At 61.2% G+C, this 20,083-nt stretch carries 21 protein-coding genes and 1 tRNA gene; 4 read left to right on the top strand and 18 right to left on the bottom strand.

Annotation, left to right across the window (positions count from 1 at the left end):
* Positions 1 to 14 precede the first annotated feature (14 nt).
* From ASE94_RS00780 to ASE94_RS00770, 3 genes are read right to left on the bottom strand one after another with little or no spacing between them, the layout of a single operon-like run.
* Positions 15 to 245, bottom strand: coding sequence for a Trm112 family protein (locus ASE94_RS00780; RefSeq protein WP_061908746.1), 231 nt, complete (start codon positions 243 to 245; stop codon positions 15 to 17).
* Positions 245 to 910 (bottom strand): LON peptidase substrate-binding domain-containing protein, encoded by a 666-nt coding sequence (locus tag ASE94_RS00775; protein WP_062628798.1) that lies wholly within the window; start codon positions 908 to 910, stop codon positions 245 to 247. The genes ASE94_RS00780 and ASE94_RS00775 overlap by 1 nt, the downstream gene beginning before the upstream one ends.
* Positions 911 to 922: 12 nt before the next feature.
* Complete coding sequence (locus ASE94_RS00770) at positions 923 to 1,867, bottom strand: co-chaperone YbbN (RefSeq protein WP_062628797.1); 945 nt, start codon at positions 1,865 to 1,867, stop codon at positions 923 to 925.
* Positions 1,868 to 2,162: 295 nt separating this feature from the next.
* Here ASE94_RS00770 and ASE94_RS00765 point away from each other — a divergent pair.
* Positions 2,163 to 2,237 (top strand) — tRNA-Gly (locus tag ASE94_RS00765).
* A 79-nt stretch (positions 2,238 to 2,316) separates the two neighbouring features.
* On the opposite strand, the gene ASE94_RS00760 is transcribed toward ASE94_RS00765, so the two are convergent.
* From ASE94_RS00760 to ASE94_RS00720, 9 genes are all read right to left on the bottom strand, one after another.
* On the bottom strand, positions 2,317 to 3,480 hold the full coding sequence (locus ASE94_RS00760; protein WP_062628796.1) for an HPP family protein: 1,164 nt from the start codon (positions 3,478 to 3,480) through the stop codon (positions 2,317 to 2,319).
* Positions 3,481 to 3,482: 2 nt separating this feature from the next.
* Entirely contained in the window at positions 3,483 to 4,298 is an 816-nt protein-coding gene (locus ASE94_RS00755) for an alpha/beta hydrolase (RefSeq protein ID WP_156351729.1), read from the bottom strand.
* A gap of 103 nt (positions 4,299 to 4,401) precedes the next feature.
* A complete protein-coding gene (ugpC, locus tag ASE94_RS00750; protein ID WP_061908736.1) occupies positions 4,402 to 5,457 on the bottom strand; it encodes a sn-glycerol-3-phosphate ABC transporter ATP-binding protein UgpC in 1,056 nt (351 codons plus the stop codon).
* Between the two features lie 15 nt (positions 5,458 to 5,472).
* Positions 5,473 to 6,552, bottom strand: a complete 1,080-nt coding sequence (locus ASE94_RS00745) for a Gfo/Idh/MocA family oxidoreductase (RefSeq protein WP_062628794.1) — start codon at positions 6,550 to 6,552, stop codon at positions 5,473 to 5,475.
* Positions 6,549 to 7,568: a Gfo/Idh/MocA family oxidoreductase gene (locus tag ASE94_RS00740; protein ID WP_062628793.1), complete on the bottom strand. Its 1,020-nt coding sequence runs from the start codon at positions 7,566 to 7,568 to the stop codon at positions 6,549 to 6,551. The genes ASE94_RS00745 and ASE94_RS00740 overlap by 4 nt, the downstream gene beginning before the upstream one ends.
* Before the next feature lie 4 nt (positions 7,569 to 7,572).
* Positions 7,573 to 8,442 carry a carbohydrate ABC transporter permease gene (locus ASE94_RS00735; RefSeq protein WP_061908927.1) on the bottom strand — a complete coding sequence of 290 codons (870 nt, stop codon included), beginning with the start codon at positions 8,440 to 8,442 and terminating at the stop codon, positions 7,573 to 7,575.
* 7 nt (positions 8,443 to 8,449) lie between these two features.
* Positions 8,450 to 9,394: a sugar ABC transporter permease gene (locus ASE94_RS00730; RefSeq protein ID WP_061908730.1), complete on the bottom strand. Its 945-nt coding sequence runs from the start codon at positions 9,392 to 9,394 to the stop codon at positions 8,450 to 8,452.
* Positions 9,395 to 9,397: 3 nt separating this feature from the next.
* Positions 9,398 to 10,684, bottom strand: a complete 1,287-nt coding sequence (locus tag ASE94_RS00725) for an extracellular solute-binding protein (RefSeq protein WP_062628792.1) — start codon at positions 10,682 to 10,684, stop codon at positions 9,398 to 9,400.
* Between the two features lie 58 nt (positions 10,685 to 10,742).
* On the bottom strand, positions 10,743 to 12,035 hold the full coding sequence (locus ASE94_RS00720; protein WP_061908726.1) for an extracellular solute-binding protein: 1,293 nt from the start codon (positions 12,033 to 12,035) through the stop codon (positions 10,743 to 10,745).
* Positions 12,036 to 12,452: 417 nt separating this feature from the next.
* On the opposite strand from ASE94_RS00720, the gene ASE94_RS00715 reads away from it, so the two are divergent.
* A complete protein-coding gene (locus ASE94_RS00715) occupies positions 12,453 to 13,373 on the top strand; it encodes a LysR family transcriptional regulator (RefSeq protein WP_062628791.1) in 921 nt (306 codons plus the stop codon).
* Here the strand turns inward: ASE94_RS00715 and ASE94_RS00710 are convergent.
* From ASE94_RS00710 to ubiE, 6 genes are all read right to left on the bottom strand, one after another.
* Complete coding sequence (locus ASE94_RS00710) at positions 13,370 to 14,128, bottom strand: HesA/MoeB/ThiF family protein (protein WP_062628790.1); 759 nt, start codon at positions 14,126 to 14,128, stop codon at positions 13,370 to 13,372. The two genes, ASE94_RS00715 and ASE94_RS00710, sit on opposite strands and share 4 nt — an antisense overlap.
* Complete coding sequence (locus ASE94_RS00705) at positions 14,091 to 14,840, bottom strand: DUF2259 domain-containing protein (RefSeq protein WP_082460692.1); 750 nt, start codon at positions 14,838 to 14,840, stop codon at positions 14,091 to 14,093. The genes ASE94_RS00710 and ASE94_RS00705 overlap by 38 nt, the downstream gene beginning before the upstream one ends.
* On the bottom strand, positions 14,794 to 15,252 hold the full coding sequence (gene dut, locus ASE94_RS00700; protein ID WP_062628788.1) for a dUTP diphosphatase: 459 nt from the start codon (positions 15,250 to 15,252) through the stop codon (positions 14,794 to 14,796). Before dut ends, ASE94_RS00705 begins: the two co-directional genes overlap by 47 nt.
* Positions 15,249 to 15,860, bottom strand: coding sequence for a hypothetical protein (locus ASE94_RS00695; RefSeq protein ID WP_062628787.1), 612 nt, complete (start codon positions 15,858 to 15,860; stop codon positions 15,249 to 15,251). Before ASE94_RS00695 ends, dut begins: the two co-directional genes overlap by 4 nt.
* A gap of 133 nt (positions 15,861 to 15,993) precedes the next feature.
* A complete protein-coding gene (gene ubiB / locus ASE94_RS00690; protein ID WP_062628786.1) occupies positions 15,994 to 17,541 on the bottom strand; it encodes a 2-polyprenylphenol 6-hydroxylase in 1,548 nt (515 codons plus the stop codon).
* An 87-nt stretch (positions 17,542 to 17,628) separates the two neighbouring features.
* Positions 17,629 to 18,393 carry a bifunctional demethylmenaquinone methyltransferase/2-methoxy-6-polyprenyl-1,4-benzoquinol methylase UbiE gene (ubiE, locus tag ASE94_RS00685; RefSeq protein WP_062628785.1) on the bottom strand — a complete coding sequence of 255 codons (765 nt, stop codon included), beginning with the start codon at positions 18,391 to 18,393 and terminating at the stop codon, positions 17,629 to 17,631.
* Positions 18,394 to 18,509: 116 nt separating this feature from the next.
* On the opposite strand from ubiE, the gene mutM reads away from it, so the two are divergent.
* Both mutM and rpsT read left to right on the top strand, forming a co-directional pair.
* On the top strand, positions 18,510 to 19,397 hold the full coding sequence (gene mutM, locus ASE94_RS00680) for a bifunctional DNA-formamidopyrimidine glycosylase/DNA-(apurinic or apyrimidinic site) lyase (RefSeq protein WP_062628784.1): 888 nt from the start codon (positions 18,510 to 18,512) through the stop codon (positions 19,395 to 19,397).
* A 206-nt stretch (positions 19,398 to 19,603) separates the two neighbouring features.
* Positions 19,604 to 19,870, top strand: coding sequence for a 30S ribosomal protein S20 (rpsT, locus tag ASE94_RS00675; protein ID WP_061908707.1), 267 nt, complete (start codon positions 19,604 to 19,606; stop codon positions 19,868 to 19,870).
* Positions 19,871 to 20,083: the final 213 nt, after the last annotated feature.

Here is a 20,083-nt window from a genome sequence, read left to right as displayed (position 1 = left end):
CGATATGGCCCCCTCTATGACCTGCGTGAAAGCGCTTGAACCTCTTCCGGCTCGACATTGCGCGCTTCATCCAAACTCAACAGCGGCACGCCCTTCACAATCGGGAATGCCAGCCGGGCCGCGATCGAAATCAGCTCCTTGCGATCCGCCGAGAGCGTCAGGCGTGTCTTGGTAAGCGGACAAACCAGCATCTCGAGCACCTGCCGCTCGATCGTGTGGCGCTTGTCTTCGGCCGTCTCGGCCATCAGTTGAGCGGAACGGCGCCTTTGCCGCCGCGCGCCATTTCATATTCGGTCATGGCGATCAGCGTCTCGGCCCGATCGTTGAGCGTCTGCGCTTCGAGCAAGAGCTGCTTTTCCTTGGGCCCATAGGGCGAGACCATGGCGCAGAAATTGACGAGATCCGCCGTGCCGGTGCGTTCGATTTCTTCCCAGTTGAGATCGATGCTGGCAAATTCGGCATAGTCGCGCATCATCCTAACGAAGCGCGCGCGATCGACAGCCTCCTCGCCGACATTGCGGGTGAAGTCATCGGCGAATTCGCCGGTCGAAATCGCCGCCATGCGGTAAGGCGTGCCGCGATCGGCCTCTTCGCCGAGCCGGAAGCGCGAGAGACCTTCGAGGATGATGAAATAGCGGCCATCGCCGCTTTCCTCGAAATGCGTCAGGCGCCCGAGGCACCCGACCTTCTTGAGGGCTACCTGCCCCTGCGGGCTTTCCTCGCTCTCGTCCTCGGGCTGCACCACACCGATCAGCCGATCGGTCGAGAGCGCAAAGTCCACCATCTCGAGATAGCGCGGCTCGAAGATATTGAGTGGACGATGCGAATAGGGCAGCAGCAGCGCCCCGCTCAGCGGAAAGATCGGGACGATCTCAGGCACCTCGGCTGGGCTGGTCGGGCGCTGCGGCATAGGAAAATCCTTTTACGAGAAGAGCGCGGCCGAGAGCAGGCGCCGGCCCTTGAGCGTGGCCGGGTCCTTGGCGCCCCAAGCCTCGAAGAATTCCAGCAGCTTCTTGCGCGCGCCATCTTCATTCCAGGTGCGGTCGCGCTTGAAAATCGTCACGAGCACTTCGGCAGCTTCGACACGCTTGCCCTCGGCATTGAGCACCACCGCAAGATCGAATCGCGCCTGATGATCATCCGGATTCGCCGCGACGGCAGCTTCGAGCGCGGCCGATTCGGAAAGGCCCGAGGCCTCTTCCTTGAGGCGGATGGTGTTGGAAACAGCGGTATAGGCTTCGCCCTTCCGCTTGTCCTCGGGCACCATATCGAGCGTTGCCTGAGCCTGCTCGAATTCGCCGGCTTCGACATAGACACGGGCGAGCCCAATCAGGGCCACGTCGTTTTCCGGCGCGTGCTGCAGCACCATGCCAAAGATCTGCGCCGCCTGGCCGAGATCACCGGCGCCAAAAGCCTCCTCGGCAACCTTGAGCGCATCGGCGATCTGGGCTTCGATCGAATCGGCAGGTGGGGCGCCAGCGGGGGCCGCCGAAATCACGCGATCGGCAAATTTGCGCACTTCGCCTTCCGGCATCGCGCCCATGAAACCGTCGACCGGACGGCCGCCCGAAAAAGCAAAGACGGCAGGAATCGACTGCACGCCCAGTTGCCCTGCAACGCCGGGATGGTCGTCGATATTGATTTTGACGAGCTTGATCTTGCCCGCCTTCTCGTTGACGACCTTTTCAAGCGTCGGGGTCAATTGGCGGCATGGGCCGCACCAGGGCGCCCAGAAATCGACGAGAACCGGCGTGTCGCGCGAAGCCTCGAGCACATCGGTGCGGAAACCGGCATCCGACGATTCGCTGATCAGGGCGACTGGGGCGGCATTGGCAGCGCTTGGAGCGCCATTGAGAGAAATCGACATAAGGGGCTCTCGCGAATGAGCAAAGTGAGCAGTCGCGGGCCTTTTTGCGCCCGCACCATCCCGGTTGCAAGGTTTAACGCATATCCCGCTGGAAACCCTAGGGCTCCGACGAATGAGACATGCGCCGAAACAGAGAGTTAAGGCCTTGCGGCCCGATCTTAAAGGGCGCGGCAGAGGTTAGTTCCCACAGGCATTCAACAAGATGACATGAAAGCGCAAAACTGGGGTTGCAATCGCTCTGCTGATTGGGCATATAGCGCCTCGTTGACGCGCTGCACGGCGCTGCGACACGGATGCGGGTGTAGCTCAGGGGTAGAGCATAACCTTGCCAAGGTTAGGGTCGAGGGTTCGAATCCCTTCGCCCGCTCCAATTCTCTCAGGTTGGCAAGCCGAGAGAGAAACAAAGGGTCCTTCGGGACCCTTTTTGTTTTTCTGAGGTTTTGTTCGGTTCAAGCCGGTCTTGGCAGGCTCGTCATTTCGGCGCCCATGAAGGCGGCGTTGAGGTCGACCTGGGTGACCATGCCCGCCAGCGTGCCGTCGTCGTTGACCACCGGCAGATGGTGGTGGCCGGTTTCCAGCATCACGCGCAGCACCATGACGATGGGCATGGCGACGGGGACCATGGAGACGACAGGGGTCATCACGTCCTGCACCTTGCCGCGGAGGGGCCGGTCCGAATTGCTCATGGCCCGCAGGCGCCAGCCGAGACCGGACGAGGCATGGATAGGGCCCCAGGTGGCTTTTTCGATGAGATCGGTCTGGGTCAGGATGCCCACGACCCTTCCGCCTCCGTCGACGACCGGAAGAGCCTTGAGGTGATGCTCGCGCATCTGCCGCAGTGCTACGCGGAGCGTCGTCTTGGGCGAAATGGTAATAACAAGCCGCTGCATGACCGCGCCTGCCGTCACGCCGCCTGAGCGCCGCGCAAAGGCGAGCATGGCCGCCTGCTGCAACACTTCGTCGAGATCGCTGGGATCGACCGACAGCACTTCGTCCCGCGCTTCCATGGCGCTTCGGAGATCGTCGACGGTGATCCCGAGCCCGGCATTGGGCGAGAAGGGCAGCACATTGGCGGCCATGGGCACCGCAGGCGCCGGCCGATGCGGATAGGTCTTGCCGGTCATGCGGTTGAAGAGAATCGCCGAGACCAAGAGCAGCAGCGAATTGATCCCCACGGGCCAGAGCACGAAGGCATAGCCAAGCGCCGAAATCACCGGCCCACCAATCACCGCCGTCAGCGCCACCGCCCCGCTTGGCGGATGGAGGCATCGAAAGGTCAGCATGAGCCCGATGCTGACGGAAACAGCGACCGCGGCAGCAAGCGTCACATCGCCGATCAGGAGATGGGCGGTGACGCCCGCGACTGCCGCAATGCCATTGCCGCCAAGGATCGACCATGGCTGCGCCAAGGGGCTCGATGGCACGGCAAAGAGCAGAACCGCCGATGCCCCGATCGGCGCCATCAGCAACGGTACGGCCGGCCCATGTCCGAGAATAAGCGTCGTGACAAAGGCCGTCACCATTATCCCGACAAAAGCGCCTATCGCGGCGCGTAACCGCTCCCGGGCGCTCACCGGCACAAGATTGGGGAGCCATTGACGGAAACGCGCCACTTTTAATGCACCTGCACCGAGCCGCGCTCGAAAAACACCGTCAGGAGCGGCGCGAGGACTGCCGGATCATATTCGTGCCCCTGATCGGCGAGCGTGACCCGCTCGACATTGTGGAGGGTGGAGGCGACCCAATCGGCCCCCGCGGCCATGAAGGGCAGGCTTTTATCGCCATCGAGCACCAGCACGGGCATGATGGCATTCTGCCAGCGCTCGGGCGGGGCATCGCTCGCCCGCGCATCGGCCAAAACCCGATAGTCATGCTCCAGCGTCAGGCCAGCCGCCGCATAGATCGGCCAGATCGGATCATCCTGAAAGCCCTTGAGCACATCCTCGCTCATCCCCACGCCAAGGAGAAACCGGCTCATCATATCGCTCGCACGCCCCTCGGCCGCTAGCGTCGCCATGGTTCTGTGCTCGTCCCGATAATGCGCGATGCTCGCGGCGGGATCGATCGGTGGCTCATAGAGCGCCAGGGATTTTATGACCCGCGGCATGGCCGCCGCCGCCTCCATCGCTAGGACGGCCCCGGACGACATGCCGAAAATCCGCGCCTCGCCACCATTTGCTGAAATCAGCGCTGCAATATCCTCGATCTCGCGCGCTACGGCGTAGGGCCAGGTGTCGCTCGAATCACCGCGGCCCCGCCGGTCGTAATTGATGACGGTAAATTGCCGGGCCAATTGCTTTTGCAGGCTTGGCGTCCGCGTCCGGTCGATGGCGCGATATTGCGTCGCGCCGGCCACGAGAATGACGAGCGGCCCATGCCCCTCGATATCATAGCCGATCACCGTGCCGTCTTTTGAGATCACCTCGGGCATCTGCGCCTCCATTTGCCTTGGCACTAATCACGCGCGCTCGGCTTCGGCCAGCAAAAAGCCGGCCCCGGATGTCCGGAGCCGGCCATAAATCGAGACGCCGATCTTAGCGGATCACTGCGCCTTCGGCATTGAACACCTGAACCTTGGCCGGATCGACATAGGCGGTCACGGTCGAGCCGAGCTCGACCTGCCGCTGGCCTTCGAGCACGACGGTCATGGCCTGGCCGTCCGATGTCGTTGCATAAACCACAGTCTGCCCGCCGAGATTTTCGACGAGATCAACGCGTAGATCGGCAAAGCGCACGCCCGAGCCTTCGGTCAGCGTGATGTGTTCGGGGCGCACGCCGAAGGTTGCCGCACCCGCCACATTGCGCCCGAGCGCCACGCTGGCGCCCGCCGTCTTGACCGTCTCACCCTCACCCGAAGCGGTAAGAAAGTTCATCTTCGGGGAGCCGATGAAGCCGGCGACGAAGAGATTGCGCGGGTTGTTATAGAGGTCGAGCGGCGCGCCGGCCTGTTCGATGATGCCTGCACGCAGCACCACGATCTTGTCGGCCATGGTCATGGCTTCGACCTGGTCGTGGGTCACGTAGATCATGGTGTTCCCAAGATCGTTGTGCAGCTTGGCGATTTCGACGCGCATCGCGACGCGCAATTCGGCGTCGAGATTGGACAGCGGCTCGTCGAACAAGAAGATCTTCGGTTCGCGCACGATGGCGCGGCCGATGGCAACGCGCTGGCGCTGGCCGCCCGAGAGCTGCTTGGGCTTGCGCTTCAAGAGCGGCTCGATCTTCAAAATCTCGGCCGCGCGCTGCACGCGCTTTTCGATCTCGGCCTTCGGCATCTTGGCCGTTTCGAGCCCGAATGCCAGGTTCTGGTAAACCGACATATGCGGATAAAGCGCATAGGACTGGAACACCATGGCAATGCCGCGCTTGGCCGCCGGCACTTCGTTCATGCGCTGACCATCGATCAGGAGGTCGCCCCCGGTGATGGGTTCAAGGCCGGCGATCATGCGCAGAAGTGTCGATTTACCGCAGCCCGAAGGACCGACGAAAACGGTGAAATCGCCCGGCTCGATAGTGAGGTCGACGCCATGAATGACCTGGACATCGCCATAGGCCTTCTTGAGCTTATGCAGTTGAATGCTCGTCGCCATATCTGTTTCCTCAGCTTATCGGAACGCGGCCGGCACCCAGCTCTCATAGAGCGGATGATCCGGCCCCAGGGGGAGAACGACCTCCTGGTGCGTCGATGATGAATGATAGAAGGCCGTGACCAGTTCGAGCGAGCGGCGCGAATCGGCCGAAGTCACGGGCAGCGGGCGCTTGCCCTCGATGGCTTCATGGAAGCGCACCATTTGCGTCTGGAACCGGCTCGGCACATGCGTCCAATTGGCGAGCAGCGCGTCGATCTTGGCTTTCACCTCGTCATTGCGCGGCAGGATTTTCCAGAGTTCCTTGCCCGGATTATAGGGGGCGTGGTCGCTTTCGATGGTCACATGCTCGAACTGCAGGCGGATACGGGTGATTTCATCAACCGAACCGAGCGTTGCCGTAAAGCTCGCCAGCGCCCCGCTCTGCATTTCGAGCGAGGCGGAAATCGTGTCTTCCACCTCGATCGGGTTCACCCGGGTCGCGACGCGCCCGAAGATGCGCGCGATATCGCCCATCAAATACGTAAAAATGTCGTGCGGATGGATGGCGTGACCCATGAGGACGCCACCGAGTTCGGTCTTCCACTTGCCGCGCCAGGGCACGGCGTAATAGGGCGCTTCGCGGCGCCACATGGTTTCGACGGTTCCGGCATAAGGCTTGCCCGCCAGCCCGGCATCGATGACGGCCTTGGCCTGTTCGATCCCGTCGCCGAAGCGATACTGGAAGACCGGCATAAGCAGGCCCTTGGCCTTCTTTTCCGCTTCCATGATTTCATCGACCTGGCGGAGCGAGCCGACCAGCGGCTTTTCGCAAACGACATGCTTGCCCGCTTCAAGCGCCTTGATCACCATCGAATAGTGCACGCCCGGCGGGGTGCAGACATCGATGATGTCGATATCGTCCATGGTGAGAAGATCGTCGAAATTGGTGATCCGGCGTTCGACACCGAATTCTTCGCCCACCTTGGCCATGCGTTCCGCATCGAGATCGCAGAGCGCCAGAACCTTGAACTTGTCCGAATTGGGCTGGTAGCCCTCGACGATATGCGAGCGGCCGATGCCGCAACCGACGATGGCGACGTTGAGGATACGGCTCATTTCACCCACTCCGTGCCGGCTTCTGCATTGGCCTGCGCCGTCAGCGCCATCTTCATGGCATTGTAGCAGCGCTCCTGCGGCATGGCGGTCTCGGTGCGATTGCGCACATCCTCGAGGAACTGGCGGCCAAAGGGCAGGTCGGTTGCCGAGCAATCGATATGCTGCACGCCCTTTTTGTCGACGAGGAACAGGTGATCCGTGCCCGGACGCCCGGCAATGTCGATATATTTCCGGAGTTCGATATAGCCCTCCGTGCCCAAAATGGTCAGGCGGCCATCGCCCCAGGTTGGCAGACCTTCGGGGGTAAACCAATCGACGCGGATATAGCCCGTAGTCTTGTCGGTGCGCACATGGGCGTCGCCGACGTCTTGCAGGCCCGGACGGTTCGGGTGATTGCGATTAGCAACGCTCGAGGAGACCACCTCGCCATCATTGGCGCCCGAGAAGAACAGGAACTGTTCGAACTGGTGGCTGGCGATATCGCACAAGATGCCGCCATAGCGGTTGCGGGTGAAGAACCAGTCGGGGCGATTGTTGAGGCGCAGCGAATGCGGCCCCATGCCAATGGTATTGACCACTTGCCCGATGGCGCCCTGAGCAATCAGGTTGCCCGCTTCGACGGCCGCAGGCACTTCGAAATGCTCGGAATAGAGCACGGAGAAAATTCGGCCCGTTTCCTTCTGCACTTTTTTGATCTCTTCGAGATCGGCCAGCGTCGTCATGCCGGGTTTGTCGGTCAGCACATCCTTGCCATGGCGCATGGCAGCAAGGCTGATCGCAGCGCGGTCGCCCGGAATGGCGGCCGTCACGACGACCTGGATGGAGGCGTCTTCGAGGATCGCAGCCGGATCCGAGACGCGTTTCGCCTCGGGATATTTTTCGCCAAAGGTTTTGGCCAGATCGTCTTCGACAGCGTGGAAGGCGACAAATTGTGCCCCTGCCCGCTTGAGACAGTCGACCTGTCCATAGATGTGCGCGTGATTGATGCCGATGGCGGCAAACTTCAGATCAGTCATAGGTTTAACGCTTCATACCGGTCGTCGCGATGCCCTCGATGAGCAAGCGCTGGAAGATGAGGAAGAAGAGGAAGATCGGCACGAGGCTGAGAACGCTCATGGCGAACAGCCCGCCATAGTCCGAGGTGCCGGTCGAGTCGGTGAAGGTGCGCAGACCCAGCATCACCGTATAGTCGCTCATCTTGTTGAGATAGATGAGGGGCCCGAAGAAGTCGTCCCAGGTCCAGATGAAGGTGAAGATCGCAGCCGTCGCCAGAACAGGCGTCGAAAGCGGCAGCATGATCTTCCAATAGATGCGCCAGGGTCCGGCGCCGTCCATCATTGCGGCCTCATCCAGTTCTTTCGGAATGCCGCGGAAGAACTGGACCATGAGGAAGATGAAGAAGGCATCGGCCGCCAGGAACTTTGGCACCACGAGCGGCAGGAAGGTATCGACCCAGCCAAGCTGGCGGAAGAGCACATATTGCGGGATCAAGGTCACCTGATAGGGCAGCATGAGCGTCATCAGCATCAGCGCGAACCAGATCTTGCGGCCGCGGAATTCGAGGCGCGAGAAGGCAAAGGCCGCCAGCGAACAGGCGAACACGTTGCCGATCACCGAGAGGATCGAGATGATGAAGCTATTGGTGAAGAACACCGAAAAGCTGGTGCGGAGACCATTCCAGCCGCGGAAATAGGCGTCGATGCTCCAGGACGAGGGAATGAGGCTCGCCGAGGTGAAAATCTCGTTCTCCGGCCGGAACGAGGCCGCGAGCATCCAGAGCAGCGGATAGAGCATCAGGATCGATGCCCCGATCAGCAGCGCGTGGCTGACGACGGAGGTCAGTTGCTTGCGCCACTTCGGCGTCTCGACGCCAACCACGGTCAGTTTCATGGGGGCATCAGTCATCGTAGTGCACCCAGTATTTTGAGGTGAGGAACGAGAAGGCGGTAAAGAGGGCTACGAGTGCGAGCAGCACCCAGGCAAGCGCCGAAGCGTAGCCCATGCGGAAGAAGCCGAAGGCCTCCTGGTAGAGATAGAGCGTATAAAAGAGCGTCGAATTGATCGGGTTACCCGTGCCGCCGGAGATGATGAAGGCCGGGGTAAAGCTCTTGAAGGCTTCGATGGTCTGGATGATGGCGTTGAAGAACACGACCGGCGTCAGGAGCGGCAGGGTGATCTTCCAGAACTGCCGCCATTTGCTGGCGCCATCCAAGCTTGCCGCCTCATACATATCCTGCGGAATCTGGCGAAGACCGGCAAGGAAGATGATCATGGGCGAGCCGAACTGCCAGATCGAGAGCACGATCAGGGTCCAGAGCGAATAATTGGGGTTTGAAATCCAGCTTGGGCCGACAATGCCGAAGATGGAGAGGAACTTGTTGACGAGGCCGTCACCGGCAAAGATCTGGCGCCAGAGGATGGCGATGGCCACCGACGCGCCGAGCAGGCTCGGTAAATAAAACAGCGAGCGATAGATCGTCAGGCCCTTCATGCCGCGATTGAGCAGCAGCGCCACGCCAAGCGCGAAGGCGAGCTTGAGCGGCACCGAGAACACGACGAAGAACAGCGTCACGCGCATCGATGCCGAGAATTTCGGATCGTTGGTGAACATGCGCATATAGTTGTCGAGGCCCGCCCAGCGCGGCGCCGTCAACAGGTCGAAATGGTTGAAGCTGAGATAGAACGAATAGATCATCGGCCCGAGCGTCAGCCCGAAAAACCCGATGAACCAGGGCAGGAGGAACAGGTAGCCGGGGGCATCCTGCTGCCAGATGCGCCGCCAGCCGGAGACTTTTTCAACCTCCGCTGACGGCGGTGCCGAAGCGACGTTTTGAATGCTCATGCTTTAGCTCGACCTCCCCAGGGTCTGGATGACCTGGTCGTAGAAAGCGGGACCGGCATCGGCGGGCGATTGCGCGCCGAAAGCGACTTCCTGGCTCTTGGTTTTGAGGGCAACTTCGATTTCGCCGGCCGAGGCAGGCGGCGTCGGTGGCACATCGCCGGCAATCTCACCGAGATCGGCGATATATTTGACGACCATCTGGCTCCGCTCGTCGAGCGCCGGGGTCACCGCATCGCGCATGGCCGAGGAGGCCGGCACGCCGCGTTCGACGCCGAGAATGGTCGCGGCCTCGGGCGTGTTGACGAAGAAGTTGATGAACTTGATCGCAGCTTCAGGCGAAGCGCTCGTCGAAGAGAGCGCAAAATACTGCGAGGAATTGCGGTAGTGGCCGCCCTTGGAATCAGGCGAGGTCGCGGGGAAAATCGCGATCCCGAGCGGATCGGGCACCAGCGTCTGATAGGCGACGAGCTGGTTGGACGTGGTGAAATTCATGGCCGACTTGCTGCGCACGAGCGGCGCGGTTTCAAGCTGCCCGGTATCGATCGCCTGCTCGTCGGGCGAAATGATCGCCTTGGCATTGCGCAATTCGGTCCAAAGTTCGAACCATTCGGTCACGTCTTCGGGGGCAAAGGCCGGCTGGCCATCGGCATAGAGCGCCTTGCCCTTCTGGCGAAGCCAGTTTTCAAACAGCAGTTCGATGCCGCTGCCATCGGGGGCCATCGCCATGGCGCCGCCAGTCGATTCCGACACTTTGGGGCCAAGGTTAAGGAGGTCGTCATAGGTCCAGCGCATCGGGTCGATCTCGACGCCGGCGTCAGCCAGAACCTTGGTATTGAAAACGGTGGCGCCGGCAGCGACGCCGAGGCTGACGCCGATCAGCTTGCCATCGATCGTGCCATTGCGCAGCTGGTCTTCGTCAAAGGCCGAGAGGTCGAGATCCTTGCCGACAAAAGCATCGAGCGGGGCGAGCGAGCCGCGGCGCGCATATTCCCCGATATAGCGGTAGTCCATCTGGATGATGTCGGGCTGGTTGCCGCCGGCGGTCTGCGTCGCGACCTTGGGCCAATAGTCGGCCCAGCCCAAGAATTCGCCATCGATGGAAATGTCCGGATTTTCCGCCGTGAAGAGATCGACCACGCCATAGGTGCGGTCGGCACGGGCCTGTCCGCCCCAGAAGATCAGCCGCAGATTGGCGGCCTGTGCAAAGCTCGGGATCGTTCCGAGAGCGCCAGCGGCAAGGGCTGCGGTGCTCGAGAGGAGGAACTGACGGCGGGAAAGCGGAAAAGTCATTTGGTCACCAATAAAATAAGCCACGCGCCCCGGAATGGGGGCGCGTGGGGTCGTGATGTCAGGTCGCGCGTTCGAGAATGGCCGTTGCTTCGGAGACGAAGTACGGGCCAGCATCTTCCGGCGTACGCGCACCAAAGCCAACTTCCTGGCCGATGGTGCGCAGAAGCGAAGAATCGATTTCACCGGCAGCAGCCGGGGGTGGTGGCGGCAGTGGGCCAAGCAGATCGCCGAGATTGGACACGAAGTTGAGTGCAATCTGGTTCTGCTCGTCGAGGGTCGGAGCGACGATATCGCGGGTCGCCGGCAGGCAGGGAATGCCGCGCTCGACGCCGAGGATCTTTGCCGCTTCGGGGTTCGAAATGAAGAAGTTGAGGAATTCGGCTGCCGCTTCCTTGTTGGCGGAGGAGCCGCCGACCGAGAAGAACATCGACGGCTTGCGGTAGTGACCGCCGCCAACGCCAGCCGCGATCCGCGGATAACCGATCATGTCGAGCTTGTCGGGGACGAGGGTCTGGAACGCGACGAGCTGGTTCGAGTTCGACGGCATCATCGCCGCCTTGCCCGAAACGAGCATGGTGGTTTCGAGCGGGCCGGTGTCGAGCGCCTGGTTGTCAGGCGACACGATGATGCCAGCATCGCGCATGGTCTTCCACATGGTCAGCCATTCGACCATTTCGTCGGCGCCAAAACCGAGCTTGCCTTCGGCGGTATAGAGCTTGAGGCCCTTCTGGCGCAGCCAGTTATCGAGCATCGGCTCGGAATAGGAGGCGTCCATCATCATCTTCATGCCATTGCGGATATTGGCCTTGGCAAAGGCCTCACCCTTGGTCATGAGCTCGTCATAGGTCCAGGCATTGGTCGGGATCTCGACCCCGGCTTCCTGGAAGGCTACGGTGTTGACGAGCGTCGCGACCGAATTGGCACCGAGCGAAATGCCATAAAGCTTGCCACCGACCTTGCCGCCTTCGAGCTGGTCAGCGTCGAAATCGTCGAGCTTGAGGGCGCCGCCGACGAATTCATCGAGCGGGGCAATGGCGTTGCGCTTGGCGTATTCGACGATATAGCGGTAGTCCATCTGGACGATATCTGGCGCATTGCCGCCCGCGGTTTGCGTCGCAAGCTTGGGCCAGTAGTCATTCCAGGCGAGGAACTCGCCGTCGATCTTGTTGCCGGTATCGGCTTCGAAAAGATCGGTCACGCCATAGGTGCGATCGGCACGGGCCTGGCCACCCCAGAAGATCAGGCGCAGGTTTGCCGCCTGGGCAAAGACCGGGCTGATGCCGGCGACGCCGGCTGCCATAAGGGCCGACGTTCCCATCAGGAACTGGCGGCGTCCAATACGAAATGTCATGTTTTTCCTCCCATGAACGATACAGCTTCGAAAAGCCCGAAGCGAATAGGCTGAGCGACCTCCCCGTCGCTAAATCACCAACCAGTTACTAAAGTGAACAGATGCTCTACTTTGTCAACTGCGATCACGCAGTGGTTTAAAGTCGCTCTCGTTCTGCAAATAACCAGCCAGTTACCCTTTACCACACCGCGTCGCCGACCGGCAACAATCCTTGTATGGAAGATTTTGCGATATGGTGCGGCGTCTTTGAGCCCGAAAACGTGGCCCTTGGTCTGTTCTCCCCGTCTGCCGGTCATCGGGCTTTGCGCCGTCCGGACTTTATCGTTGCCCTGACAGTGGCCCAAAAAGCCCCGCTAGAAAACTACAAAATTACCGCTCATATTATAGAAAATATCTATAGCCCAAGGCGCAGAGCATATGGACAAGCTTTTGACCCAATTCCTCGCTGTCGCCGATGCCGGCTCGATGAGCGGGGCGGCCTCTACCCTGCTCGTCACCCAGCCGACCCTCACTTTCAACATGAAAAAGCTCGAGGAAAATATCGGCGCGCCGCTCTTCGAACGCTCCTCGCGCGGCGTCCGCCTCACCCGTTATGGCGAAACGCTTTATGAAAATGCCCGCCTCATGCAGCGGCTTTACGACAACACGCTGACCTCCATTGCCGGCCAGCAGCGCGGCAGCGACCGGGGCCTCGCGCTCGGCACCGGCTATTCCTGGTGGACGATGTTCCTCCGCGATCTCGTCGTCGCCTATCAGCGCGAATTTCCCATGGCGCCCGTGCAAGTAAGCCTTGGCAATCAATTGCGCCTCATGGACCAACTGCTCTCGGGCGACGTCTCGATGTTTCTGGCCCATGAGATCGATGGCCTCAGCCCCGCCGTCGGCACCGATTTCGTGCCGCTCTCGCGCGTCTACAATGCTTATTTCGTGCGCGCCGGCCATCCGCTCCTCGGCAAGCCCCGCTCTGGTGCGGAGGTTAGCGATTTCCCCTCGATCATTTCCTCGCTCGCCGAGAGCCGCCACAACCGGTTCTTCGATCCCTCGCGACGCCGGGCTCGCGTCGAAACCGTGTTCGATCGCACCCACTTCGCCTTCCGCTCCAATTCGCTGGCCGCCTGCGTCGATTATGCCCTCGCGACCGACGCCGTCCTCGTCCACACCCATGTCATGCGCGAGGAATTTGCCGCCCGCGGCCTCCATGAAGTCGAACAAGCCGATCCCGTCCGCCAGATGATTGCCGGCCTCTATGTGCTGCGGGAGCGCCGCGGCGAAGAGCGCGTCGAAGACATGATCGAGCGCATTTCCAAAGCGGCCAAGGCCAGCCTGCCGCCGCTCTAATAGTCGAGTTCTGAGAACTTTGCCTCGCGGCTATCATAAATGAGCAGCCGCCCGATCAGCGGCGTGCCGACCCCGGTCACGAGCTTGATCGCCTCCATGGCCATCAGCGTGCCGATAACCCCCGTGACCGGTCCCAAAATTCCATTGAGCTCGCACGATGGCAGGCTCGCATCGTCCGCCTCCTCGGCAAAAACCGCGCTATGCGGCGGCCCGCCGAGATGGGGCGCAAACACCGTCACCTGCCCCGAAAACATCGACACCGCCCCCGACACCAGCGGTTTTCTATGCTTTTCGGCCGTGTCCGCCACGAGACGGCGCGTCACGAGATTGTCCGAGCCATCGAGCACGATGTCATAAGGCGCCATCAGCGCCTCTGCATTCTCCGACGTGATCCCATCCGTCAGCGGCTCGACCACCACATGCGGATTGATCCCTTCGGAAAACCCCTTGGCGCTCTCGGCCTTGTTGGTGCCGATATCCCCAACCCCATGCACCACCTGCCGCTGCAGGTTCGAGACTGAAACCGTGTCAGGGTCGGCAATGCCCAGCCGACCCAGCCCCGCCGCTGCGAGATAGGCAATTGCCGGGCTCCCCAATCCTCCCGCGCCGATGACAAGCACGCTCCCGGCCTTGAGCGCCTGCTGCGCCCCGCCCCCAAAACCTTTCAGCACGAGATGGCGCGCATAGCGCTTGGTTTCGTCGGGAGACAAAGCAGGATCAGAAGGCAAAGGGCACCACGAGAAAGCGCCGGTCATTGCCTTCGAAACTGCCGGCATAGACCGCAACGATGACCGCTCCGGTTTCAGCCTCGCCATCGAGCGCCGGCAGGGCCACGCCATAAATCCGATAATCCATGGCGCAGCCGCGCGAAGCGGGCAGTTTTCCATCGTCGCGATGAAGAATTTTGGTCTCTCCGTCGGCCGTCATCGTCAGCTCGAAGCCGACTGGCGTGGTGCCAAAATAGGTCTCGCAGTCCTCGGTGGATTGGCTCTCAAAACTCAAAATCGCGAGGTCCCGCTCGTCGAGCACCGTGCCCTCATTATAGCCCGGCCGCCCGAAGGCCAGCGTCTTGCCATCGAGCCCCGGCTGCCCGTCGCCATTGAGCGCGACGAGATCGGCGGCCACCGCAATATCATTGCCTGTTATCAGCGGCAGTGCCGCATTCATTGCACCGGTGCGCACGGTCTGCAGGCTTTTGCTCTCGTCATCGGCCTCGCGCCGGATCGGCGAGCCGGACACCCACGCGTCCTCCGTCAGGTCGACGACGAAAATGCTCGAATAAGCGAGCCCGGACCCATCCCTGATCCCGAACTCTTCAAAGGCGAAATAGCGCGCATCGGGCGAAAAGCCGATGAGGTCGATCTGCGCCCGGTCCCCCGCCAAAGCCGGAGCGGCCAGAAAACCCAAAAGCCCGAAAAGACTAGCGGCCCGTCGAGCCGAAGCCACCGGTTCCACGCGCAGTTTCATCCAGAGTCTCCACCACCTGAAAAGCCGGCTGCACCACGGGCGCGATCACCATCTGCGCAATGCGCTCGCCGCGGGTAATGGTAAAAGCCTCGTCCCCGAGATTGATCAGGATGACTTTGACCTCGCCGCGATAGTCGGCGTCGATCGTACCGGGGGAATTGAGCACCGTCACCCCATGCTTTGCCGCAACGCCCGAACGCGGCCGCACCTGCGCCTCGTAGCCCGGCGGCAGGGCCATGGCAAAGCCGCAGGGCACGATGGCGCGCTTGCCCGGCGCCAGTTCGAGCGGAGCCTCTGCAGGAACGGCCGCACAGAGATCAGCCCCCGCCGATTGCTCGGTCTGCACTTTTGGCACGGGCAGGCCCAGCCCATGCTCGAGCCAGAGAAAGTCGATCGGGAGAGAAACGGTCATGGAAGGCGCACCACAGCATAGAATTCTTGAGGCAATTCGGCTTTTCCCGTGACGAGGTCAAGCAGCGGATAGACCACCTCGGCGCTCTCCTTATCCTTGGAGAGCGTGAGATTGGTGTCGGTTACAGCGCCACCGCCGATGCGGATGGTCATGGTATGTCCGGCAAAATAGGCTTCGGCCATTTCCCGGGTTTCGCCGTCGACCGTCATCTCGACTTTAGCCCCGGCCATATCGCGGAGCCCCTTTGTGCTCATGCTGACCCGAACGAGACCATTGCCCGCCGGCTCGAACGTGAGGTCGCCGCTCGTGCCATTGAAATTGCGCAGCGTCGCAAACGACCCTTCCCTCACGACGGTACAGGTCGCCCCGCCATCTTCGGTCTCGGTGAGCTCGCCCACCGTGCAGAATTCATCGAGCGCCGAATAATCCGCGTCCTCATCGGCACGCTTGAGCATGCCATAGGTATCGGCATTGATAACCTGCACCGCCTCGATCCGCGCCGTCGTCGCGCTCGTCACCGAAACCTCGATCGTGCCATCGAAACAGGCGGCCAGCGGCAATGCGAGCAGAACAGTTGCCAGAAGTTTAGCAGCCAGTTTGAGCATCATATCGGGCCTCGCGCCCTCCTGGAAATCACGGCGTCATTCCCGCGAAAGCGGGAATCCCTTCGCCCACAAGCAGAGATTCCCGCTTTCGCGGGAATGACGCGGTGGAGGCTGGGAGACCTTTGAGCAAAAAATCTCAAAGCTCACCCGACAGCAACCGCCACCCAGCCAGCACCAGCACGATAAACGCCGCAACGAGCACCGCCATCAGCGCTCCATTTGCAAAGCGGTTCTGCGGTCTCGCCATCATGACACGGTGCTCGGCCAGCGCCAGTTCTGCTTCGGCGATCAGCACCGGCACGCGTCCCAGCGCCTCGGTCATCCGGTTGAAATGCCCCACAAAGTCTTCGATGCGCCCGACCGGGCCTTCCTCGCGCCGCAGCCAATCGCCGACGACCGGTTCGGCCACTGTCCAGATATCGAGGTCGGGATCGAGATTGCGCGCCACCCCTTCCACCAGCACCATGCTCTTTTGCAGCAGCACCAGTTCTGGCCGCGTCTGCATGTTAAAGAGTTCGGTGATGGTGAAAAGCTGCCCCAAAACCTTGGCCATCGAAATGTCCGAAGCCGTGCGGCCATGCAGCGGTTCGCCGATCGAACGGATGGCGAGCGCGAAATCCTCGACCGATTGGCCCTTGGGCACATAGCCGATATCGAAATGCCGCTGCGCGACGAGGCGATAGTCGCGCGTGATAAAACCATAGAGAATATCAGCCAGGAACCGCCGCTCGCGCATCGAAAGCCGGCCCATAATGCCGAAATCGACCGCGATCACGTCGCCCGATTTGCGATCGGCGAAAAGATTGCCTGGATGCATGTCGGCATGGAAAAAGCCGTCGCGAATGGCGTGCCGCAAAAAGGACTGCAGCAGCTTTGATGCCAGCGCCTTGCGATCAATCCCGGCCGCATCGATCGCGGCATGGTCGCGAATGGGGATGCCGTCGACCCAGGTCGTCGTCAGCACATTCTGCGCCACCTGATCCCATTGCACTTGCGGGATGATGAAGCCGGTATCGTTCTTGATATTTTCGGCCAGTTCCGAAATCGAGGCCGCTTCGAGGCGAAGATCGAGCTCGAGCCGCATGGAATGGTCGAGCGTCCGCACCACATCGGTCGGCCGCAGCCGCCGAGCCGATGGCGCAAAGACTTCGGCGAGCCGCGCCCCGGCATAGAGCGCATTGGTGTCGGCATGAAAGCGTTCAGCCACGCCCGGCCGCAGCATCTTGACGGCCACGGTCTTGGGCAATTGTCCCGGCTCGCGCAATTGTGCCCGATGTACCTGAGCAATCGAGGCCGCGGCGATCGGCGGGCTGATCTCGGTCAGGTTTTGGGCCTTGGGCCCCAGCGCTAGGTCGAGAATGCCCGGCACCAGTGTCGCATCGAATGGCGGCATACGATCCTGCAGGCCCGCAAGATCGGCGGCAGCCTGCGGCCCGACGATATCGGGACGCGTCGCCAGCGTCTGGCCGAATTTCACATAAGATGGCCCAAGCTTATGCAGCGCGGCATTGAGCCGGTCGACATGCCCGGTCTTGCGCACGCTCGGCCGCTCGATCACCCGCGCCATCCCGATGCCGAGCTTCATCATCGGCGGCAGCGATTCCACCGGCAAAACCGAGAACGCCCCCTCCCGCGCCAGCACCCAGCCAGCCCGGAAGAAGCGGAAATAAGAGACAAGGCCCATTTTCTTACCTCTCCCTATGGGGGAGAGGTCGACGGCAACGCCGGCGGGTGAGGGGGCCTTCAGCAACCATCTGCAAACTCACGGCCATCAAATCTTCCAGCCCGAAAACAGGGTCGCGATATTGCCCGAAAAGGCGGTGTGCTTGACCCTCGAAAACCCGGCCGCCGCGAGCATGGAATCGAAGCGCGCCGGATCGGGGAATTTGCGGATGGATTCAACGAGATACTGATAGGGCTGCGCATCGCCCGTCACGGCCCGGCCAATCGGCGGAATGACAGCATCGGAAAACCCGCGATAGACGGCATCGAATCCCGGCACGTCGACCTGCGAAAATTCGAGCACCAGAATGCGCCCGCCGCGCTTCAAGACGCGAAACGCTTCGTTGAGCGCCTGCTGGATGCGCGGCACATTGCGAATACCGAAAGCGATCGTATAGGCGTCAAAGCTCTTGTCGGGGAAAGGCAGTTCTTCGGCATTGGCTTCGACGAAGCTCGCCTGAGCCGGAAAACGCCAGGATTTGGCGCGCTCGGCACCAACCCGCAGCATGTCGCCATTGATGTCGGAAACCGTCACCTCAGCATAGCCGTGGCTTGAATTGACGATGCGCTCGGCGATATCGCCGGTGCCGCCCGCCATGTCGAGCACCTTATAGCCGCGACTGCCCGTGCGCGGTGGCGCGAGTTCGGCGACCATGGCGTCTTTCCAGAGCCGGTGAACCCCAAAGCTCATCAGGTCGTTCATCAGGTCGTAGCGATCGGCCACATCATGAAAGACCTTGTTGACCAGGCCCTGCTTGTCTTCGAGCGCCACTGTCTGCTCGCCGAAATGGGTGGTTTCGTGCGCTTCGGTCATGGCTCAAGCCTCTTTGCTGGTCTATGCAGACACCCAGATGGGATCGGCGCGCACCATATATAAGGCGTTATCAAAAGCCCATGGCGCAAACCCGCGCAGGGCGAAGGAGTTTTGCTGTGCCTGAACTGCCCGAGGTCGAAACGGTCCGCCGTGGTCTTGAACCCTGGCTTGTGCATGCCCGCATCGAAGCGGTCGAGCAAAAGCGCCCCGATCTCCGCTTTCCGTTCCCGGAAAACCTCGCCCAGAAAATCACCGGCGCTACCGTCACCAATGTCGGCCGCCGCGCCAAATACCTTCTTATTGCGCTCGACAATGGCCTCACCATTTTGAGCCATCTGGGCATGACCGGCTCCTGGCGCTTTGCCGAACACGGCATCGACAAGCCGCCGCGCTATTATGAGCCCGGCACCGAGCCCAAGCACGACCATCTCATTTTGTCCATTTCTCATCCCCAGCACGGCCAGAGCCACCTTATCTATGCCGATCCGCGCCGCTTCGGATTTCTGGACCTGTTCGAGCATCCCGAGGACAGCCCCTATTTAAAAGGTCTTGGGCCCGAGCCGCTCGGCAATGATTTCAATGCCGAGGAAATGGCCGCCGCCTTCAAGGGCAAGAAGGCGCCGATCAAGGCAGCGCTCCTAGATCAACGCGTCGTCGCGGGGCTTGGCAATATCTATGTCGCCGAAGCCCTTCACCGGGCACATATCCTCCCCACCATCGAAGCGCGTACACTCCTCACCAAGGCTGAGAAGCCGAAGAAGGCGCTCGAGGATCTGTCCTACGCCGTGCGCGAGGTTTTGATCGAGGCCATCGAGGTCGGCGGCTCGACCCTGCGCGATTTTCGCAATGCAGAAGGTGGCTCGGGCTACTTTCAGCATCGCTTCGCCGTCTATGATCGGGAAGGCGATCCCTGCCCGACACCCCTTTGCACCGGCACTGTTGCCCGCATCGTCCAATCCGGGCGCTCGACCTTTTATTGCCCTGTATGCCAGAAGCAGCCATAACCAATTCGCGTTCAGCGCGGCTCGATGGTAACGTGATGCTACCGGAACCGGGCCCGATGGACCAAAGCTGTTGACGCCCCGGTGCCTTTCCCCTATAGCACCACCGACTTGGCGGCAGCTTGCCGCCGCTTTCATTTCAACCCGGCTGGTTCAGGACGCCTCGAGCGGATTTTGACCTGCCGGCCGGACGTTTAAAGAGGACCGAAATGGCCAATACGCCGTCAGCCAAGAAGGCGACCCGCAAGATCGCTGCCCGCACCGCGGTCAACAAGTCGCGCCGCAGCCGCGTGCGCACCTTCATCCGCAAGGTTGAAGAAGCGATCACTGCCGGCGACCACGCCGTCGCCTTCGCGGCCCTCAAGGCTGCCGAGCCGGAAATCACCCGCGCTGCGACCAAGGGCATCGTTCATGCCAACCTCGCAGCCCGCAAGGTCAGCCGCCTCAATAGCCGCGTCAAGGCTCTCCAGGCCTAAGACACGCAAGGCTGCGGCGCCGCCAAAGGCAGACGCGGTCAGATAGGAAACAAGGCTCCGCAAGGGGCCTTTTTTCTTGGGCCGAATTTGGCAGTTTTTCGTCGCCTCCCTGTCACATGATAGTTTCGTGACCGCACAAATAAAGCGGTGGATTTCCTCGATTTGACTTGAAAGCCCTTGAATCAGAAAGCGTTAGCCCCAAATCAGGGCCAA

The organism is Devosia sp. Leaf64 (assembly GCF_001421945.1).
Lineage (GTDB): Bacteria > Pseudomonadota > Alphaproteobacteria > Rhizobiales > Devosiaceae > Devosia.
Note: the sequence above shows the minus strand (reverse complement) of the source record. Positions and strands in the feature narration are given on the sequence as shown.

Coding starts and splice junctions, on each gene's coding strand:
- ASE94_RS00780 (WP_061908746.1), bottom strand. CDS start 245: ATGGCCGAGACGGCCGAAGACAAGCGCCACACGATCGAGCGGCAGGTG.
- ASE94_RS00775 (WP_062628798.1), bottom strand. CDS start 910: ATGCCGCAGCGCCCGACCAGCCCAGCCGAGGTGCCTGAGATCGTCCCG.
- ASE94_RS00770 (WP_062628797.1), bottom strand. CDS start 1,867: ATGTCGATTTCTCTCAATGGCGCTCCAAGCGCTGCCAATGCCGCCCCA.
- ASE94_RS00755 (WP_156351729.1), bottom strand. CDS start 4,298: ATGCCCGAGGTGATCTCAAAAGACGGCACGGTGATCGGCTATGATATC.
- ugpC (WP_061908736.1), bottom strand. CDS start 5,457: ATGGCGACGAGCATTCAACTGCATAAGCTCAAGAAGGCCTATGGCGAT.
- ASE94_RS00745 (WP_062628794.1), bottom strand. CDS start 6,552: ATGAGCCGTATCCTCAACGTCGCCATCGTCGGTTGCGGCATCGGCCGC.
- ASE94_RS00740 (WP_062628793.1), bottom strand. CDS start 7,568: ATGACTGATCTGAAGTTTGCCGCCATCGGCATCAATCACGCGCACATC.
- ASE94_RS00735 (WP_061908927.1), bottom strand. CDS start 8,442: ATGAAACTGACCGTGGTTGGCGTCGAGACGCCGAAGTGGCGCAAGCAA.
- ASE94_RS00730 (WP_061908730.1), bottom strand. CDS start 9,394: ATGAGCATTCAAAACGTCGCTTCGGCACCGCCGTCAGCGGAGGTTGAA.
- ASE94_RS00725 (WP_062628792.1), bottom strand. CDS start 10,684: ATGACTTTTCCGCTTTCCCGCCGTCAGTTCCTCCTCTCGAGCACCGCA.
- ASE94_RS00720 (WP_061908726.1), bottom strand. CDS start 12,035: ATGACATTTCGTATTGGACGCCGCCAGTTCCTGATGGGAACGTCGGCC.
- ASE94_RS00715 (WP_062628791.1), top strand. CDS start 12,453: ATGGACAAGCTTTTGACCCAATTCCTCGCTGTCGCCGATGCCGGCTCG.
- ASE94_RS00710 (WP_062628790.1), bottom strand. CDS start 14,128: ATGACCGGCGCTTTCTCGTGGTGCCCTTTGCCTTCTGATCCTGCTTTG.
- ASE94_RS00705 (WP_082460692.1), bottom strand. CDS start 14,840: ATGAAACTGCGCGTGGAACCGGTGGCTTCGGCTCGACGGGCCGCTAGT.
- dut (WP_062628788.1), bottom strand. CDS start 15,252: ATGACCGTTTCTCTCCCGATCGACTTTCTCTGGCTCGAGCATGGGCTG.
- ASE94_RS00695 (WP_062628787.1), bottom strand. CDS start 15,860: ATGATGCTCAAACTGGCTGCTAAACTTCTGGCAACTGTTCTGCTCGCA.
- ubiB (WP_062628786.1), bottom strand. CDS start 17,541: ATGGGCCTTGTCTCTTATTTCCGCTTCTTCCGGGCTGGCTGGGTGCTG.
- ubiE (WP_062628785.1), bottom strand. CDS start 18,393: ATGACCGAAGCGCACGAAACCACCCATTTCGGCGAGCAGACAGTGGCG.
- rpsT (WP_061908707.1), top strand. CDS start 19,604: ATGGCCAATACGCCGTCAGCCAAGAAGGCGACCCGCAAGATCGCTGCC.